A 16605-nucleotide genomic window follows, 5' to 3' on the forward strand; every position below is an offset into this window, starting at 1 on the left:
GTGGGATTGCGCGGCAGTTGAATGGGGTGGCCCGGCGGCGCTCAGCGTGTGCTGGCCGGTGAGTGGCTGGGATTCATGCCCCGCTGGTCACTCCCCGGTGGGTGGTGACATTCCCCCACCCCGCCCCTTCCAGAAACCCTGACGGGGTCGAGGAGTCGTAGGGGAAGACCGAAGGCGTGTGCTGGGGGCTGAGGCTGAGTGCGTTGGGGGGTGCAAGACGGGTCGGGCCTGGACGGGGTGCGGCAGGAGCCCGCAGGCCGGAGCCGGGGTTGAGAGCGGGTGCGGCGAAGACACGTCCCGGTCGCGGGTGGGCGGACTTGGTGCCGTTCCGCGGGAGCGTGGGGCCTTCTGGTCGTGGTTGGTGTCCCTAAGCCTCCACTACTCGCGGTAACTTCCCCGGATAGGGCTCATTGGGGTCCGTCGAGGGTGAGTTGTGGAGGCCTAGGGTCGCTCGTGCTGATCAACTCGCCTCTCCACCCACCGGGAGTGACCAGCGGGGCATGAGTCCCGGCTACCCACCGGCCGCCACACGCTCAGCGATGCTGGGCCGCCCCATTCAACTGCCGCGCAGTCCCACCCAATCGGCGGCAGGCGCTGAGCCGAGCCCAGCCGCGATCGCCGCCTGCCCGCGTGGCCACGCCCCCGGGCCGCCCTCCGAGTGTGAAAGGGCGTCCGGAGTCGGGCGGTCAAGGGTGGCCGGAGGCCATCGCGCAGCGACGCGACCGCAGGGAGCGCCCTTGAGGGCCCGGCGGAGGGCGCCACACTCGGAGCGAGGGCGGCCGAGCCAGAAGCCGACGAGGGCCGGTGGCCCCGGGCGCCGTTGCCTGGACGCGGTCGGTCCCGCTTGCCTCGGGTTCCGTCAGGCACGTGCCAGCTGGGGGCTTGTCCCGGGCGCCGTGGCCCCGATGCTGATGGGTCCTGCTCGTCCCAGGCTCCGTCAGCCGAAGGCCGGCGAGGGCCGGTGGCCCCGGGCGCCGTGGCCCCGATGCTGATGGGTCCGGCTCGTCCCAGGCTCCGTCAGCCGGAGGCCGGCGAGGGCCGGTGGCCCCGGGCGCCGTGGCCCCGAAGCGGTCGGGCCTGCTCGTCCCAGGCTCCGTGAGCCAGAAGCCGACGAGGGCCGGTGGCCCTCGGTGTCGTAGCACTCGATGCCGACTGGCCCGCTCACCCCGACTTCCCCAGCGCCGATCGGATCGTTTTGATCATGTGGTCCGGGTGGTGGAAGACGTCCGTTGCCGTGAAGCGGAGGACTCTGTGGATCGCCGGGCAGTTCGTGAGTTCGTTGAAGCGGCGGATGTCGCGGGCGTGGGCCTGGCGGGTGCCGTGGAAGGCGTAGCCCTCGATCTCGATCGCCAGGCCCGCCTCACGGAAGAGGAAGTCCGGGCGGAGGGTGCGGCCCGAGCGGGAGTGGAGGAGGGGTTGGCATTCCGGGTGGAGGCCGGCGTCGTGCATGCGGAGGCGGGCGATCGTCTCCGCCGGGGAGCCCGAGGCCGCGTTCGTCAGAGGGAGCCAGCGGCGGGCCCGGGGCGCGCCCGGTCGGCGTGCGGTCAGTTCGGCCGCCAGGGCCTCGTGGTGGACGATCGGCTCGCGCCGTATGCCCCGGACCGTGCGGCGGGACAGTGCCGAGTCCGCCGCGACCACCGCCCCCTCGCGCGTGCCGCAGCTCCGCATCAGGTCGCCGACCGTCCGCGCCGGGCTCGTCACCCGGAGGCCTGCCCGGACGCACGTGTCCCTTTCGGTGAGCCCGCCCGTCCTGTGGACCCGCAGGTCCGTCCGGGCGGATCCACCGCCGCCCCCTCGGCTCGCCGTGAATTCCAGTACCTCCCCCACCTCCCGCTTCGCGTCCAGGACCTCGACTCGGTGCAGCGCCGCCGCCGTGCCGTGGCTGCACACCAGCTCCGGACGCAGCAGCTGGACCGCTCTCGCCCTGACCTTCCAATCCACCTCCTTCCCCGGGACCGCCCACACGCCCCGACAGATCCGCTGCCACCCCTCATGGCGCAGTCGCCTCCCCAGTCGGCCGCCCCCTGGCCAGCCCGCCGCGTACGCCCACGCGGTCAGGAGCACCCCGCCACGCGCCAGTCTCGCCAAGTCGTGCATGGCTCCAACGATCCACGGAGACCCGACAGTTCGCACCCCCTGTGGATATCCCTCGCCCTCATGCCGCATCCTGGTCGAAACGGGCACCAGGACTCCTCCGGAGTGGACTGCTGATGACGACGACAACGCCGAGCGTGCAACTGGTCAGCGACCTCGTGAACCACATCCCCGAATTCCGGGACGCCTTCGACACCCACGTCTTCAACCAGGGCGGCGTACTGCCCCACGTGTTCTTCTGGGACGTCGTCCAGGACACGGTGCGCTCGTTCCTCGGCGAGGCCCCGGGCACGGCCGACTGGCGCCGCACCCTCGACTTCCTGGAGGAGCAGAGCGGGCGCGGTGTCCTCGGCATCGACGAGGTCATCGTCACCTCGTTCCTCAACGACCTGCCCTACCCCGACGAGCCCGGCCACGCCATCGTCCTCCAGCTCGGTCCCGTCATGGCCGCGCGGTTCGGGAGGATTCGGCCCGGTGGGTGAGAACCGGGGGTGAGAACCGCGGGTGAGGACGGGGAGAGGGAGAGCGGAGGACGGGTAGAGAGGGGAGGCGTACCGCCTTCCCGCCGTCCTCCTGACCGGCCCCGCTCGAGCCCCCGACATAATCGAGCGCATGTCCCCAGATCGACCCCGTCCCCCGGAATCCCTCGCCGCCGCCCTCGGGGGCTACGCCGCCACCCGCGTCATCGGCCTCGCGGTCCTCGCCGTCGCCGCTGCCGTGGCCGGCAAGGACGGGCTGCACCGGCTGACGGGTCGATGGGACGCCGTCTGGTACGTCCGCATCGCGGAGAACGGGTACGGCTACCAGGTCACCCTCCCCAACGGGAGCGTCCACTCCGACCTTGCCTTCTTCCCCCTCTTCCCGGCTCTCGAACGGGCCCTGTCCACCGTCCTCCCCGTCGACGCCGCCACCGCCGGGTTGCTCGTCTCCTGGGCCGCCTCGCTCGCCGCGGCCTGGGGGATCTACGCAGTCGGCAGCCATGCGGCGGGCCGGCAGGCCGGAGTCGCCCTCGCCGTCCTCTGGGGCGTGTACCCGACCGCGTTCGTGCAGTCGATGGCGTACACGGAGACGCTCTTCACCGCCCTCGCCGCCTGGTCGATCCTGGCCGTGCTGCGCGACCGCTGGATCCTGGCCGGTGCGCTCTGCGTGCTCGCCGGGCTCACCCGGCCGACCGCCGCCGCCCTCATCGCAGCCATCGGAATCACCGCGATCGTCACCGTCGTCCGCGAACGCAAGCTGCCCGCCCGCATGGTGGCCGGTGTGCTGATCGCCCCCCTGGGCTGGCTCGCGTACATCGTCTACGTCGGGGTACGGGAGGGCAGTCCCACTGCCTACTTCGACGTCCAGGCCGCTTGGGGCAACTCCATCGACGGTGGGGTCGCGCTCGCCCGCTTCATCTGGGGCCTGCCGCCGCTCGCCGCCCTCGGACTCTGCGCGGCGCTCGGTCTGCTCGCATGGCTGGTGGTCCTCTGCGTACGGCAGAAGCAGCCGCTGCCGCTGCTCGTGTACACGATCGCCGTCGTGGTCGTCTCCCTCATCGGAGCCGCCTACTTCGGCTCCCGGCCGCGGCTGATGATGCCCGCGTTCGGATTGCTGCTGCCGGCCGCGGTGGCGCTCGTACGGCTCCGGCTACGCAACCGGATCCTCGTCCTCGCCGGGCTCGCGCTCGCGTCGGGCGTGTACGGAGCCTTCACTCTCCTCGGCTCGGGACCACCGTGACCCGTACGCCCGGCCGCAGACCCCAGCCAGCCATCGCGCCGCCCTCCGCCTCCAGCACGTGCCGGCCCCGCAGACGGATCATCCCGAGCCGCCCCGGCCTCATCGTGACCACGTCCAGGACGGTGAACGAACGGTCCAGGTAGGCCACGTCGATCGCGAAGCGCATTCCGAAGGTGTGCACGCTGTTCGTCGGGGTGATGAGCAGGGCGCCCCCGATCCCGTCCCGGCCGAGCAGGCCCCGCCGCCGCGCCCGGTAGGACGCCGCGATCTCCAGCGGGAGTGGGTCCTCCCCGGCGGACGTCTCCCCGACGAGCAGACCTCCCGCTCCGTCACGCCATTTCCCCGGTCTCCCCATAGGGGAGACGGTAGCGGCCCGGCTGGGTAGGGTGCCGCGCGTGTACGCCACGCTGATCGTCGTCGCCGCCCTGTGGGGTGCAACAGCCGGACTGCTCGTGCCACGTGCCGCGTACCGGCTGTCGGTCCATCCGGAAGAGCGGTGGCGGGACAGCTGCGAGGCGGGACACGCTCTGGTCGGCCCCGCGCGCGGCTGGCTCGGCGGTCCGGGCTGCGCCGCCTGCGCGGACCGCACGCCCGGCGCCCGTGAGGTCGGTACGGCGAGTGCGGAAAGTACCGCGCACCCCGGCCCCCATCCCGCGCCCGCGCACCCCGGCCCCCATCCCGCGCCCCCGCACCCCGCGCCCCCGCACCCCGCGCCCCCGCACCCCGCGCCCCCCTCCCTCGGGCCGTCCCTCCCCTCCCGCCTCGCCCCCTCCCTCGGGCCGTCCCTCCCCTCCCGCCTCGCCCCCTCCCTCGGGCCGTCCCTCCCCTCCCGCGTCACCCCCTCCCTCCTCACCGCCCTCGCCTGTGCCGCCCTCGCCGCCGTCACCGGCCCCCGCCCCGAGCTCGCGGTCTGGCTCCTCTACGCGCCCTTCGCCGTGCTCCTCGCGACCGTCGACGTACGCGTCCACCGGCTGCCCGACCAGCTCACGCTCCCGCTCGCCGCCGCCACGCCCCTGCTCCTCCTCGGTGCCGAACTCCTGCCGTACGACGCCGGCTCCTGGCTCCACGCGCTGCTCGGCGGCCTCGCCCTGGGCGGCGGCTATCTCGTGCTGTTCCTGATCCACCCGAACGGCATGGGCCTCGGTGACGTCAAGCTCGCGCTCTCGCTCGGCTCCGCCCTCGGTTGGTATGGCTGGGGGATCCTCTTCGTCGGAGCCTTCTCGGGGTTCCTCCTCGGCTCGCTGTACGGCCTCGGCCTCGTCCTCGCGCGGCGGGGGAGCCGTAAGTCGGCGATCCCGTTCGGGCCGTTCATGATCGGCGGCGCGCTGTTCGGCGTGCTCATGGGAGCGTTCGTCGCTACGCCCTAGCATCCGCATATATGTGGACAAAGACCGGTGATCTGCCGGACCTGCCAGGTGATTCGTCCGAACCAACCGTGAAGACCCCACCAGTCCCCGAGCGGCCCGCCGCCCCCGCGCTCCGCAAGCGCTCCCTCCTGCCCTGGGCCTGGGCCGCCGGTCTGTGCCTCCTGTACGCGACCGTCGCCCTGCGCCGCCACTTCCTCCTGCGCACCACCGGCTACGACCTCGGCATCTTCGAGCAGGCCGTGCGCGCCTACTCCGAAGTCCGCGCCCCGGTCGTCCCGTTGCGCGGCGAGGACTTCAACCTCCTCGGCGACCACTTCCACCCGCTCCTCGCCGTCCTCGCGCCGCTCTACCGGATCTGGCCCTCCGCGACCTGCCTGCTCGTCGCCCAGTCCGCCCTGCTGGCCCTCGCCGTCGTGCCGCTCGCGCGCTGGGCCCAGCGTGTGCTCGGCACCTGGGCGGCTCACGCGGTCGCCGCCGGATACGGGCTGAGCTGGGGCATCGCCTCCGCCGTCGTCTTCGACTTCCACGAGGTCGCCTTCGCCGTACCCCTGCTGGCGTTCTCCCTGGAAGCGCTCGGCCGTCAGCGGTGGGGCGCCGCGGTCGCCTGGGCCGTACCGCTGCTGTTCGTCAAGGAGGACCTGGGGCTCACCGTGGCCGCCATCGGCGTGTACGTCGCCGTCAAGGGCCCGCGTCGGCTCGGCGCCGTGACCGCGGTGGGCGGGCTGCTCGGCTCGGTCCTCGCGATCAAGGTGCTGCTGCCGGCCGTGAACCCCACCGGGGAGTACTTCTACGGCGGCAACCTGCCCGACACCGACGGCTCCCTGCTCGCCACCCTCGCCATGCTTCCGATCGACGCGCTGCAGCCCGAAGTCAAGGCGGCGACACTGGTTCTGATCTTCGCCCCGTCCGCGCTGCTCGCGCTCCGTTCACCGCTCGCGCTGATCGCCGTCCCGACTCTCGCCTGGCGGATGCTCTCCGAGAGCAGCTCCCACTGGGGCACGGCCTTCCACTACAGCGCGATCCTGATGCCGGTCGTCTTCGCTGCTCTCATCGACGCGCTGTCCGTGTGGCGCAGCGAGCCCTATCCGCTTCGGGTCCGTGAGGTGAGGGCCTCGCTCCTCACCGTCCTGGCGGTGACGGTGGTCCTGGTGCCGTCCTTCCCCCTTGCGCAGGTGGCTGCGGTGTCGACCTGGCGCACCGACCCGCACGTCGAGACCGCCCGCGCGCTGTTGGCGCGGATCCCCGACGGGGCGACCGTGGCCGCCTCCAACCGGCTGGTACCGCAGCTCACTTCGCGCTGCTCGGTCGTGGTCTTCCCGACGTACCCGGTGGAGGAGCAGGCGCCGAAGTCCCCGCTGAGCTTCCTGCCGCAGCCCACCGCGGAGTGGATCGTCCACGACCGGGAGGCGCCGGAGGGCTGGCTGGGCTCGCAGGGGCAGTGGCCGTACCGGCTCGACGTGCAGGAGGCGGAGCTGAGGCTGGCGCGCCAGGTGTACGGGTACGAGCTGGTGGCGGAGGGGGACGGGGTGACGCTCCTGCGCCGTCGGACGATGTGACGGCGCGGCTCGGGTGGCTCCGGTGGGCGGGGCACACACCCCGCCCACCCACCTCACGCGCGCCTGCCCTCCGCCCCCGCCTCACGCCCACCCACCTCACGCGCGCCCTCCGCCCGCCTCACGCGCGCGTGCCGCCCGCCCCGCCTCACGTACGGTCCCGTCCCGCCTCACGCGCGCGTGCCGCCGGCCCCGCATCACCATCACCCCGCGCCGCCCCGCCTCACGCGCGCGTGCCCTCCGCCCCCCTTTACGAGCGCGCCCCGCCTCACTCGCGCGTGCCCCTCACGCGTGTGGTCCCACCTCCACCCGGCCCACCGTCAGCTCCGCCGTGCCCTCCAGGACCGCCCCGACCCGGGCGGCCTGCGCCTCCAGCTCGCGCACGCGCGCCGCGCTCAGCCGCTTCAGCGGCTCCACCGTCACCGCGATCCGCTTCCCGGAGCGCCGCTGGTGCCACACCCCGGCGACGACCCCGTCCACCAGCAGCACCGGGTAGTTCCCCGCCTGCCCGCCCGCCAGCGCCCGCTCGTACGTCTTCCCCGGGAAGAGCCGTTCGCGCGGCTGCGAGGCGATCGAGAACGCGTCGAAGTACGGCAGCAGCCGCACCCCCCGCGCGGGCGCGTCCGGGAACTCCGTGTCCCCGGCGACGACCCACGCCGCCGCACCCTCGAAGGAGACCTCCTCGATCCGTCCCTCCCCCGCCGCGGCGGCGAACAGCTCACCCGCCCAGCCGGCCGGGGCCGCCAGCCAGCGCGCGAAGTGCTTCGGAGTCGCGGGGCCGTACGCGTACAGATAGCGCTCCACCAGCGCGCGCAGCGCCTTCGTCCCCTCCATGGGGCGTGCCCCGGGGTTCGTGTACGTGACCTTCCGGCCCCGGTCCGCCCCGAAGGCGAGGACCCCGCGCCAGCCGGCCAGATGGGTCACCTGGCGCCAGCGGGGCCACTTGTCCTGGAAGGCCTCCATCACCCGCTCGCCCGCCCAGGGCCCGGTGCGCGCCACGATCGCGTCCGTGAGCTCGTCCACGGTCAGCTCCGTGCCCGTGAGCGCGTCCCCGATCGCCGCGATGACCTCCTCGGTCTGCGCTTCCGTCAGCCGCAGCCCGTCGGGCAGCGCGCGCGTCCACGGGACCGCGGAGAGCGCCCCCGTCCACAGCGGCAGATCGCCGGCCGGCAGCAGGTGCACGGTGCCGCGCGGGCCGTACGTCTTCACCAGCGTGCGGTCCTCCCTCAGTGCCGCGCGCACCTCGGCCCGCGTCGCCTCGGCCGTACGCAGCGCCAGGGACAGCTCGGCGGCCGAGAGGACCTGGGCGTGCGCCCCGAGCATCGCGGCGGCCACCGCCGGCGGCGGGGCGTCGGTCGGTTCGTCCAGGAACTGCCGGTGGATCCTTCGGGCGTCGGCCTGGGCCCAGCCGACCTGTGGTGGGGTAGCGGTCATGGTTCGACGGTAGGGCCGGAATAGGTCGGAGTCTGTCCGCCTTGACCGAACAGTCGGGACGAATAGAGGAGTTGGCGATGGCCAAGGGGAAGACCAGGTACGACTGCGGGCTCGACGCGGCCGTCGACGTCGTCGGCGGCAAGTGGAAGCCGCTGATCCTGTGGGCGCTGCACACGCACGGCGCGACGCGCCTGGGGGAGCTCAGGCGGCAGCTCACCAGTGTCAGCGAGAAGGTGCTGATCCAGCAGCTGCGCGAGCTGGAGGCGGACGGAGTCGTCCACCGGGAGGTCTACCCGGAGGTCCCGCCCCGGGTGGAGTACTCCCTGACGGAATTCGGCGAGGCGCTGAACACGGCGCTGGTGCCGCTGGGGGAGTGGGGCGAACGCTTCATGACCGAGATCCTCGCCCGTAAGGCGGAGCAGGCCGCCTGACCTGTGCCCGGCCGCTGACCTGTGCCGGAGGTGCGCGTCGTCAACCGGAGGCCTCTCCTCGGGGGTCCCTCTTGGGAGGTACGGAACCCGCCGCCACGCCGGGGCGCAAACCCGCCAACGGGCTCCATGGCCCTTGTCCTGTCTGGGCTCCGGCAATTCCCGGACAGACCATTGGCGCCGCTTGGCACGCAGCACCGGTGATGAAGGGTTATGGTGGAAACCCCCCCTCGGGCCGGTCCGTATCCCCCCCACGGACCGGCCCGTTTTTCGTTCCTCGGACCGGGACCCAGGCCTTCCCAGTACCGGGACCCAGGCCTTCCCAGGACCGGGACCCAGGGACCAGGACCCAGGCGGGACCGCGAGCCGGGGCCAGGGCCCCAGCGCTGAGCACCCGGACGAGTCAGTTCCGTCCGGCCCAGATGTTGGTGCCCTCGGTGTCCACGGCGAAGGAGTCGATCTCCTTCAGCTCCTCCTCCGTCAGCGGCGGCCCGGCGAGCGCGGCCACGTTCTCCTCCAGCTGCCCGACGCTGGACGCGCCGATCAGCGCGGAGGTCATCCGTTCGTCGCGCAGCACCCACGACAGCGCGAGCTGCGCGAGCGACTGTCCGCGGCGCTCGGCGATGTCGGCCAGGCCGTGCAGCCGTCGCAGCACCTCGTCGGAGAGCAGGTTCGGGTCGAGGGACTTGCCCTGCGTGGCCCGCGAACCCTCCGGGATGCCCTTCAGGTACTTGTTGGTGAGCAGCCCCTGTGCCAGCGGCACGAAGGAGATGCAGCCCATGCCGGCCGCCTCCAGCGTGTCGAGGAGGGCGTCCTCCTCGGTCCAGCGGTTGATCATCGAGTACGACGGCTGGTGGATGAGCGCCGGGACACCCATCTCCTTGAGGATCCGCGCGGCCTCGGCGGTCTGCTCGCTGTTGTAGGAGGAGACACCGACGTACAGCGCCTTGCCCTGCTGGACGGCGGAGGCGAGCGCCCCCATCGTCTCCTCCAGCGGGGTGTGCGGGTCGAAGCGGTGCGAGTAGAAGATGTCGACGTAGTCGAGGCCCATGCGCTTCAGCGAGGCGTCGAGCGAGGACATCAGGTACTTGCGGGAGCCCCACTCCCCGTACGGGCCGGGGTGCATCAGATAGCCGGCCTTCGTCGAGACGATCAGCTCGTCCCGGTAGGACGCGAAGTCCTGCGCGAAGATCTTGCCGAAGTTCAGCTCGGCCGAGCCGGGCGGCGGCCCGTAGTTGTTCGCCAGGTCGAAGTGGGTCACACCGAGATCGAAGGCGCGGCGCAGGATCGCGCGCTGGGAGTCGAGCGCGCGGTCGTCGCCGAAGTTGTGCCACAGGCCGAGGGAGACGGCGGGCAGCTTGAGCCCGCTGCGGCCGGTGCGGCGGTACTCCATGTGCTCGTAGCGGTCCGCGGAGGCGCGGTACAGGGAGGAATCAGTCACGTATCTCTGCTTATCACGGACTTGTGACAGTCCCGGGCTGGGAGCCTTTGACCCGTGCGCAGTAATGTGTCGGCTTCGGGGACCGCCGCTGCATGGAGGGGTTAAGAACAGTGAACCTGCGCGACCTGGTGTACGGGCTCTACGCACGCCGGGTGGAAGGCCGCCTCGACCATGACCAGGTGCCCAAGCACATCGGTGTCATCCTCGACGGCAACCGGCGCTGGGCCAAGGCCTCCGGTGGAACCCCCGAGCAGGGCCACAAGGCCGGCGCGGACAAGATCCAGGAGCTGCTCGGCTGGTGCGCCGAGACCGACGTCGAGGTCGTCACGCTCTGGATGCTCTCCACGGACAACCTGAACCGGCCCGAGGCGCAGCTCGTCCCGCTGCTCGCGATCATCGAGGACGCGGTGCGCGCCCTGGCCTCGGACGGCCGCTGGCGGGTGCACCACGTGGGCACGCTGGATCTGCTGCCCGCCCGCACCCAGTCCGTACTGAAGGAGGCCGAGCAGTCCACCCACGACAACACGGGGATACTCGTCAACGTCGCCGTGGGCTACGGCGGCCGCCAGGAGATCGCGGACGCGGTCCGCTCGCTGCTCCTGGAGCACGCGGAGAAGGGGACCAGCTTCGAGGAGCTCGCCGAGATCGTCGACGTCGAGCACATCTCCGAGCACCTCTACACACGCGGCCAGCCCGACCCGGACCTGGTGATCCGTACGAGTGGTGAGCAGCGTCTGTCCGGGTTCATGCTGTGGCAGAGCGCCCACTCGGAGTACTACTTCTGCGAGGTCCACTGGCCGGCCTTCCGCAAGGTCGACTTCCTGCGCGCGCTGCGCGACTACGCGGCCCGGCACCGCCGCTACGGCACCTGACGGAGGCCGGCCGCCACGGCCCCGACGGGGGCCGGGAGTCCGCCGCGGGGCGGGTCATCGGGGCCGGGGGCCTGGGGGTCGTCCCCCGGAAGGCACAGTATGAACACGTCGTCATATGCCATGGCATGGCGGCGGGTGTTCGAGGGAATACCCCTTCCAGAGTGAGCGGCACGGAGACCGCCACCCGGGAGGCCCGTTGCACCAGGACGACCGTGCAGGACATGTACGGACGGAGCGGAGGGCCGGAGCTCGGCCCGCGCGTCGTGGCCAGAGCCCGGTCCCATCCCGCAGCGACACCGCTTCCGTCGCGCCCCGACCTCACAAGGGTCGTCAAAGGGGGTCTGTCCTTCCGTGGTGACCAGCACTAAGCGCCGCTTGTCCGACAGGCGCACCTACGTACTCGACACCAGCGTCCTGCTGGCCGACCCCAACGCCGTGTCCCGCTTCGACGAGCACGAGGTCGTGCTCCCGATCGTCGTGGTCACCGAGTTGGAGGCCAAGCGGCACCACCCCGAGCTCGGCTACTTCGCCCGGGCGGCCCTGCGCCTCCTGGACGACTTCCGGGTCAGGTACGGGCGCCTGGACTCCCCGCTCCCCATCGGGGATCTGGGAGGCACCCTGCGTGTCGAGCTGAACCATTCCGACCCCGGCGTGCTCCCGGCCGGCTACCGGTTGGGGGACAACGACTCACGGATTCTGGCGGTCGCGCGGAATCTCCAGGCCGAGGGGTACGACGTCACGGTCGTCTCCAAGGACCTGCCGCTGCGCATCAAGGCGTCCTCGGTCGGTCTCCTCGCGGAGGAGTACCGCGCGGAGCTCGCCATCACGGACTCCGGTTGGACCGGAATGTCCGAACTTGCCCTCTCCGCCGACCAGGTGGACATCCTCTACGACCAGGACACGCTGTACGTCCCGGAGGCCGCCGAGCTCCCGGTGCACACGGGCCTGGTCCTGCAGTCCGAGCGGGGCAAGGCGCTCGGCCGGATCACGGCAGAGGGCAACGTCCGGCTCGTGCGGGGCGACCGGGAGGCGTTCGGCATCCGCGGCCGCAGCGCCGAGCAGCGGATCGCGCTCGATCTGCTCCTGGACCCGGACGTCGGCATCATCTCGATGGGCGGCCGGGCCGGCACGGGCAAGTCCGCGCTGGCGCTCTGCGCGGGCCTGGAGGCGGTCCTGGAGCGCAGGCAGCACCAGAAGGTGATGGTGTTCCGTCCGCTGTACGCGGTCGGCGGCCAGGAGCTCGGCTATCTCCCGGGCAGCGAGGCCGAGAAGATGAGCCCCTGGGCTCAGGCGGTCTTCGACACGCTCTCGGCGGTGGCGAGCCGTGAGGTCATCGAGGAGGTGCTGGGCCGCGGGATGCTGGAGGTCCTGCCGCTCACCCACATCCGGGGCCGCTCCCTCCATGACGCCTTCGTCATCGTGGACGAGGCCCAGTCCCTGGAGCGGAACGTCCTGTTGACCGTTCTGTCCCGTATTGGGGCGAACTCCCGTGTGGTGCTGACCCATGATGTCGCCCAGCGCGACAACCTCCGGGTCGGCCGGTACGACGGAGTGGTCGCCGTGGTCGAGAAGCTGAAGGGTCATCCGCTCTTCGCCCACGTGACCCTGACCCGCTCCGAGCGCTCGCAGATCGCCGCGCTCGTGACCGAGATGCTGGAGGACGGCCAGATCTGACCCGTTTCGCACCGTCCCGTACCCGTACGGGAGTTGGCGCCGCCCGGCAAAGCGCAGGAGCTTAGCCGGGCGGCGTCGTGCTGTCCGCAGAATTCGCCAAAACCCCTGTGACTTACGAGGTGTGAGCTTTCACACGCAACGCAGAATTGCCTTGCGGCGTCGCCGTCCGGCAGAGTCTTGCTTCCGTCAGGCCCCGCATACGGCACACGTGCACCCTCAAGGGTGCTGCACCACACAACTCAACAACCGTTCGCCGTATGCCGCCCACAGCACCACGGGCCCGTGTCTTCTGTGACCCAGTACGTCGGAGACCAGCGCAAGGGGCACGATTTCGCCCGCTTGGTCACCTGCGTGGGCGATGCTGGAAGGAAACCGTGTGAGCCGGATCTCGGTCCGGGGATTCGCGGTGGCTTCGGCCACTGCGGTCACCACCGTCGGCGCCGTCGTGGGTGTTGCCTCGGGCAATACCCAGCCCTCGGACGACAACTTCGAGGCCACCGCGGCCGATACCACGCTGCTCGCGGACATCCCCGCGGGCGAGCAGGCCCAGGTACAGGTCTCCTCGCTCTCGGAGCAGGCCGACGTCCAGGCCGCTGCGGCCGACTCGGCCATGAAGAAGTCCGCGGAGGAAGCGGCCCGTATCCAGGCCGCCAAGGACGCCGAAGCGAAGAAGAAGGCCGCCGACAAGGCGGAGAAGGAGCGCAAGGACGCCGAAGCGCGCGCCGAACGCTCCTCGGTCCGCGACGCTTCGAGCTTCTCCGCCCAGGGCTCGTACTCCATCGCCGAGGTCAAGGCGATCGCCCGGCAGATGATCCCGGCCTCGCAGTTCCAGTGCTTCAGCAACATCGTGGACCACGAGTCCGGCTGGAACTACCGCGCGACCAACCCGTCCTCGGGCGCGTACGGTCTGGTCCAGGCCCTCCCGGGCTCGAAGATGTCGTCGGCCGGTGCCGACTGGCAGACGAACCCGGCCACCCAGATCAAGTGGGGCCTGAACTACATGAACAACCGCTACGACAGCCCCTGCGGCGCGTGGAACTTCTGGCAGGCCAACCGCTGGTACTAGACCGGCGAGCTCAACCTTGTGGAGCCCCTCACCGTCCTACGGTGGGGGGTTTCATGCGTGTAGGTTTCTGGTCCACGGCTCCCGGGGGGAGTGAGCGGGGGGAAGAGGGAAGATCATGTCGAGACTGCCACGGTGGCTGAACCGGCTGGGCGAGGGCCTGAGTCGCATGGGTGACCGGCTGGACGAGCGCCGGGCGCACGCGGAACGGCCGGACGGACCGGGCGAATCGGGCACACCCGGCAACGGGTCGACGCCCCCGCCCGCCGAAGGCGCGGGCGGTACGCCCGAGTCCGCGCCCACGCCCGGGCAGGAGCCAGGCACCGAGGCGGCCACCGCCCCCGGCACCCGACCCGCCGCCGAGGTCGAGGAGGAGTCCGGCGGAGGCCCGCACCTCAAGGGCACGTTCGAGTCCGCGCGGTGGCCCGGGCGGCGTGCGCCGTGGACCGGCAGTACCGCCGCTTCCGTACCCGCCCCGCCGGCCTACGCCCCCGCTGTCGCCGCGCGGCCCGACCCGGTCGCCGCGATCCCGTGGGGCATGAGGGTCGCCGCCGAGGCCGGCTGGCGGCTGCTCGTGCTCGCCGGCACGGTCTGGGTGCTGATGAAGGTGATCAGCTCCGTGCAGCTGGTCGTCCTCGCCTTCGTCGCCGCGCTGCTCGTCACCGCCCTGCTCCAGCCCACGGTGAAGTGGCTGCGCCATGCCGGGCTGCCGCGCGGTCTTGCCACGGCCGTCACCGCCGTCTCCGGCTTCGTGATCATGGGCTTGGTCGGCTGGTTCGTGGTCTGGCAGGTCATGGACAACATCGACAACCTGTCCGACCGGGTCAGGGACGGCATCGAAGAGCTCAAGCAGTGGCTGCTCGACAGTCCGTTCCACGTGACCGAGAAGCAGATCAACGACATCGCGAAGAACCTCAGCGACACCGTCGGCGCCAACACCGAGCAGATCACCTCCGCCGGACTCCAGGGCGTCACCGTCGTCGTCGAGGCGCTGACCGGCATCCTGCTCGCGATGTTCTCCACGCTCTTCCTGCTGTACGACGGCAAGAAGGTCTGGCAGTGGACGCTGAAGCTGGTGCCCGCGCAGGCCCGCCCGGGCGTCGCCGGCGCGGGGCCCCGGGCCTGGCGGACGCTGACCGCCTATGTGCGGGGCACGGTGCTCGTCGCACTGATCGACGCGGTCTTCATCGGCCTCGGGCTCTACTTCCTCGATGTCCCGATGGCTGTCCCGCTGGCCGTGTTCATCTTCCTCTTCGCCTTCATCCCGCTGGTCGGCGCCGTCATCTCCGGAGCCCTCGCGGTGGTCGTCGCCCTTGTCACCAACGGGGTGTTCACCGCCCTCATGGTCCTCGTCGTCGTCCTCGCCGTGCAGCAGATCGAGGGCCATGTGCTCCAGCCGTTCATCCTGGGCCGCGCGGTCCGGGTCCACCCGCTGGCCGTCGTCCTCGCGGTCGCGGCCGGCGGCCTGACCGCCGGTATCGGTGGCGCGGTGGTGGCGGTGCCGCTGGTCGCGGTCACCAACACCGTGGTCGGCTACCTCCGCGCCTACAGTCAGGAACAGGCCATGCTCAGCTCGCCGGGACCGCACGGAGCGACGGCGTTCGAGGTGGCGCCGACCCCGGCGCCCGGTTCACCCGAGCGGGGTGACGCATGATCTCCGAGCCGGAGCTGGCGGACGGTGCGCAGTTCCCCGTGGCGGAGACCGTACGGAACGAGCCGGCACCGCGCCCGCCGCGTCCGCGCCCTCCCTGGTTGTGGGCGCTGGGCGGCGCGGTGGTGGCGTCGGCGGTGTGGGCCGGCGGACTCTACGCGTACGAGCGGACCCAGGACGGGGGACCGGACCTGGGCGGATACGGGACCACCTCGAACCTCTGCGAGCAGGCGGAGCTGAAGGGGCTGTCCACGGCCCTCGGAAAGAGGGCGGCCGACGCCAACGGCCTGACCACGGATCATCCCGCGCTGGACATCGCCCGGTGCAACGCGACGCTGGGCAACACCGAGAGCGGCGGCTACGACGTGGCGGTCACCTACACGCTGCACAAGGAGACCGACCCGGGACCGGAGTTCGAGGCCCGGATCGAGGACTCCGGCTACGAGGACGACGCCGAGCGGGTCGACGGGCTGGGTGAGACGGCGTTCATGTGGGTGGACAGGCCCCCGAAGGGATCCTCCACCGGCGCCTGGATCCATGTCCTGGACGGCCAGGCCGAGGTGAAGATCGAACTCATGGCGATCGGGGACTACGAGGTGGACTCGGCGACCGGGGTGGCCGTCGAGCGGCCGAGACGTTCCGCCGATCTGTCGGGGATCGGGGACTTCCTCGCCGAGGACGCCCGGGCGTTGATGGCCGCGCTCAAGCGGTGACAGCGACGGAGAAGGGCCCCGGGGTTCGTAACCCGGGGCCCTTCTCGTCACGTCACACGCCTCACTCGGCGATGAGCGCTTCCGCGTCCAGCGTCACGCCGACCGCCTGGATCACCGAGGCGATCTTGACGGCCTCCTGGATCGTCTCGCGGTCGACACCGGCCTTGCGCAGGACCTGCTCGTGCGAGTCCAGGCACTGGCCGCAGCCGTTGATCGCGGAGACGGCCAGCGACCACAGCTCGAAGTCGACCTTCTCGACGCCCGGGTTGCCGATGACGTTCATCCGCAGACCGGCGCGCAGCGTCCCGTACTCGGGGTCCGACAGCAGGTGCCGGGTCCGGTAGAAGACGTTGTTCATCGCCATGATCGCGGCGGCGGACTGGGCGGCCGTGTACGCCTCGGGCTTGAGGTTGGCCTTGGCCTCCGGCTCCAGCTCGGCCAGGACCTTCGGCGAGCGCGAGGCGATCGCGCAGGCCAGGACCGTGCCCCAGAGCTGCTGCTGCGGCAGCTCGCTGTTGCCGATCACCGAACCGAGGTTCAGCTTCAGGTCCTTGGCGAAGTCCGGTATGGCGGACTTCAGTTCGTCGAGGGCCATG

General features: G+C 71.5%; 15 protein-coding genes. 10 read left to right on the forward strand and 5 right to left on the reverse strand.

From position 1 onward, the window contains the following. Nucleotides 1–1161: 1161 nt before the first annotated feature. The gene (locus tag ACZ561_RS30470; protein WP_471001028.1) at nt 1162–2097 is read right to left on the reverse strand and encodes a hypothetical protein; all 936 of its coding nucleotides are present in this window, start codon (nt 2095–2097) and stop codon (nt 1162–1164) included. Nucleotides 2098–2210: 113 nt separating this feature from the next. Here ACZ561_RS30470 and ACZ561_RS30475 point away from each other — a divergent pair, with 113 nt between their 5' ends. Next, entirely contained in the window at nt 2211–2576 is a 366-nt protein-coding gene (locus tag ACZ561_RS30475) for a hypothetical protein (protein ID WP_376439699.1), read from the forward strand. Nucleotides 2577–2706: 130 nt separating this feature from the next. Beyond that, a complete protein-coding gene (locus tag ACZ561_RS30480; RefSeq protein ID WP_471001031.1) occupies nt 2707–3813 on the forward strand; it encodes a hypothetical protein in 1107 nt (368 codons plus the stop codon). Here ACZ561_RS30480 and ACZ561_RS30485 read toward each other — a convergent pair. Beyond that, a complete protein-coding gene (locus ACZ561_RS30485) occupies nt 3785–4168 on the reverse strand; it encodes a DUF192 domain-containing protein (protein WP_471001034.1) in 384 nt (127 codons plus the stop codon). The genes ACZ561_RS30480 and ACZ561_RS30485 overlap by 29 nt on opposite strands. A 40-nt stretch (nt 4169–4208) precedes the next feature. On the opposite strand from ACZ561_RS30485, the gene ACZ561_RS30490 reads away from it, so the two are divergent. Both ACZ561_RS30490 and ACZ561_RS30495 read left to right on the forward strand, forming a co-directional pair. After that, on the forward strand, nt 4209–5180 hold the full coding sequence (locus tag ACZ561_RS30490; protein ID WP_471001036.1) for a prepilin peptidase: 972 nt from the start codon (nt 4209–4211) through the stop codon (nt 5178–5180). Nucleotides 5181–5191: 11 nt separating this feature from the next. Next, a complete protein-coding gene (locus tag ACZ561_RS30495; RefSeq protein WP_471001039.1) occupies nt 5192–6736 on the forward strand; it encodes a DUF2079 domain-containing protein in 1545 nt (514 codons plus the stop codon). A 282-nt stretch (nt 6737–7018) separates the two neighbouring features. Here the strand turns inward: ACZ561_RS30495 and ACZ561_RS30500 are convergent, their stop codons facing one another. Then, nucleotides 7019–8167, reverse strand: coding sequence for a winged helix DNA-binding domain-containing protein (locus tag ACZ561_RS30500; protein ID WP_471001041.1), 1149 nt, complete (start codon nt 8165–8167; stop codon nt 7019–7021). 77 nt (nt 8168–8244) lie between these two features. On the opposite strand from ACZ561_RS30500, the gene ACZ561_RS30505 reads away from it, so the two are divergent. Then, the gene (locus tag ACZ561_RS30505; protein ID WP_471001044.1) at nt 8245–8598 is read left to right on the forward strand and encodes a winged helix-turn-helix transcriptional regulator; all 354 of its coding nucleotides are present in this window, start codon (nt 8245–8247) and stop codon (nt 8596–8598) included. 400 nt (nt 8599–8998) lie between these two features. Here ACZ561_RS30505 and mgrA read toward each other — a convergent pair whose 3' ends face one another. Further along, complete coding sequence (mgrA, locus tag ACZ561_RS30510) at nt 8999–10036, reverse strand: L-glyceraldehyde 3-phosphate reductase (protein ID WP_471001047.1); 1038 nt, start codon at nt 10034–10036, stop codon at nt 8999–9001. A gap of 110 nt (nt 10037–10146) precedes the next feature. Here mgrA and ACZ561_RS30515 point away from each other — a divergent pair, with 110 nt between their 5' ends. The 5 genes from ACZ561_RS30515 (at nt 10147) to ACZ561_RS30535 (ending at nt 16009) form a co-directional block, all read left to right on the forward strand. Continuing rightward, nucleotides 10147–10908, forward strand: a complete 762-nt coding sequence (locus ACZ561_RS30515) for an isoprenyl transferase (RefSeq protein WP_376439677.1) — start codon at nt 10147–10149, stop codon at nt 10906–10908. Nucleotides 10909–11259: 351 nt separating this feature from the next. Next, complete coding sequence (locus ACZ561_RS30520; RefSeq protein ID WP_376439674.1) at nt 11260–12582, forward strand: PhoH family protein; 1323 nt, start codon at nt 11260–11262, stop codon at nt 12580–12582. 376 nt (nt 12583–12958) lie between these two features. Next, complete coding sequence (locus tag ACZ561_RS30525) at nt 12959–13648, forward strand: aggregation-promoting factor C-terminal-like domain-containing protein (RefSeq protein ID WP_471001052.1); 690 nt, start codon at nt 12959–12961, stop codon at nt 13646–13648. Nucleotides 13649–13763: 115 nt separating this feature from the next. Continuing rightward, a complete protein-coding gene (locus tag ACZ561_RS30530) occupies nt 13764–15299 on the forward strand; it encodes an AI-2E family transporter (protein ID WP_471001055.1) in 1536 nt (511 codons plus the stop codon). After that, complete coding sequence (locus tag ACZ561_RS30535; protein ID WP_471001058.1) at nt 15296–16009, forward strand: hypothetical protein; 714 nt, start codon at nt 15296–15298, stop codon at nt 16007–16009. The genes ACZ561_RS30530 and ACZ561_RS30535 overlap by 4 nt, the downstream gene beginning before the upstream one ends. Nucleotides 16010–16070: 61 nt before the next feature. Here the strand turns inward: ACZ561_RS30535 and ACZ561_RS30540 are convergent, their stop codons facing one another. Next, nucleotides 16071–16604 (reverse strand): alkyl hydroperoxide reductase, encoded by a 534-nt coding sequence (locus ACZ561_RS30540; RefSeq protein WP_471001061.1) that lies wholly within the window; start codon nt 16602–16604, stop codon nt 16071–16073. Between the last annotated feature and the right edge of the window lies 1 nt (nt 16605).

The sequence above is a fragment of the Streptomyces sp. NPDC039609 genome (assembly GCF_055596705.1).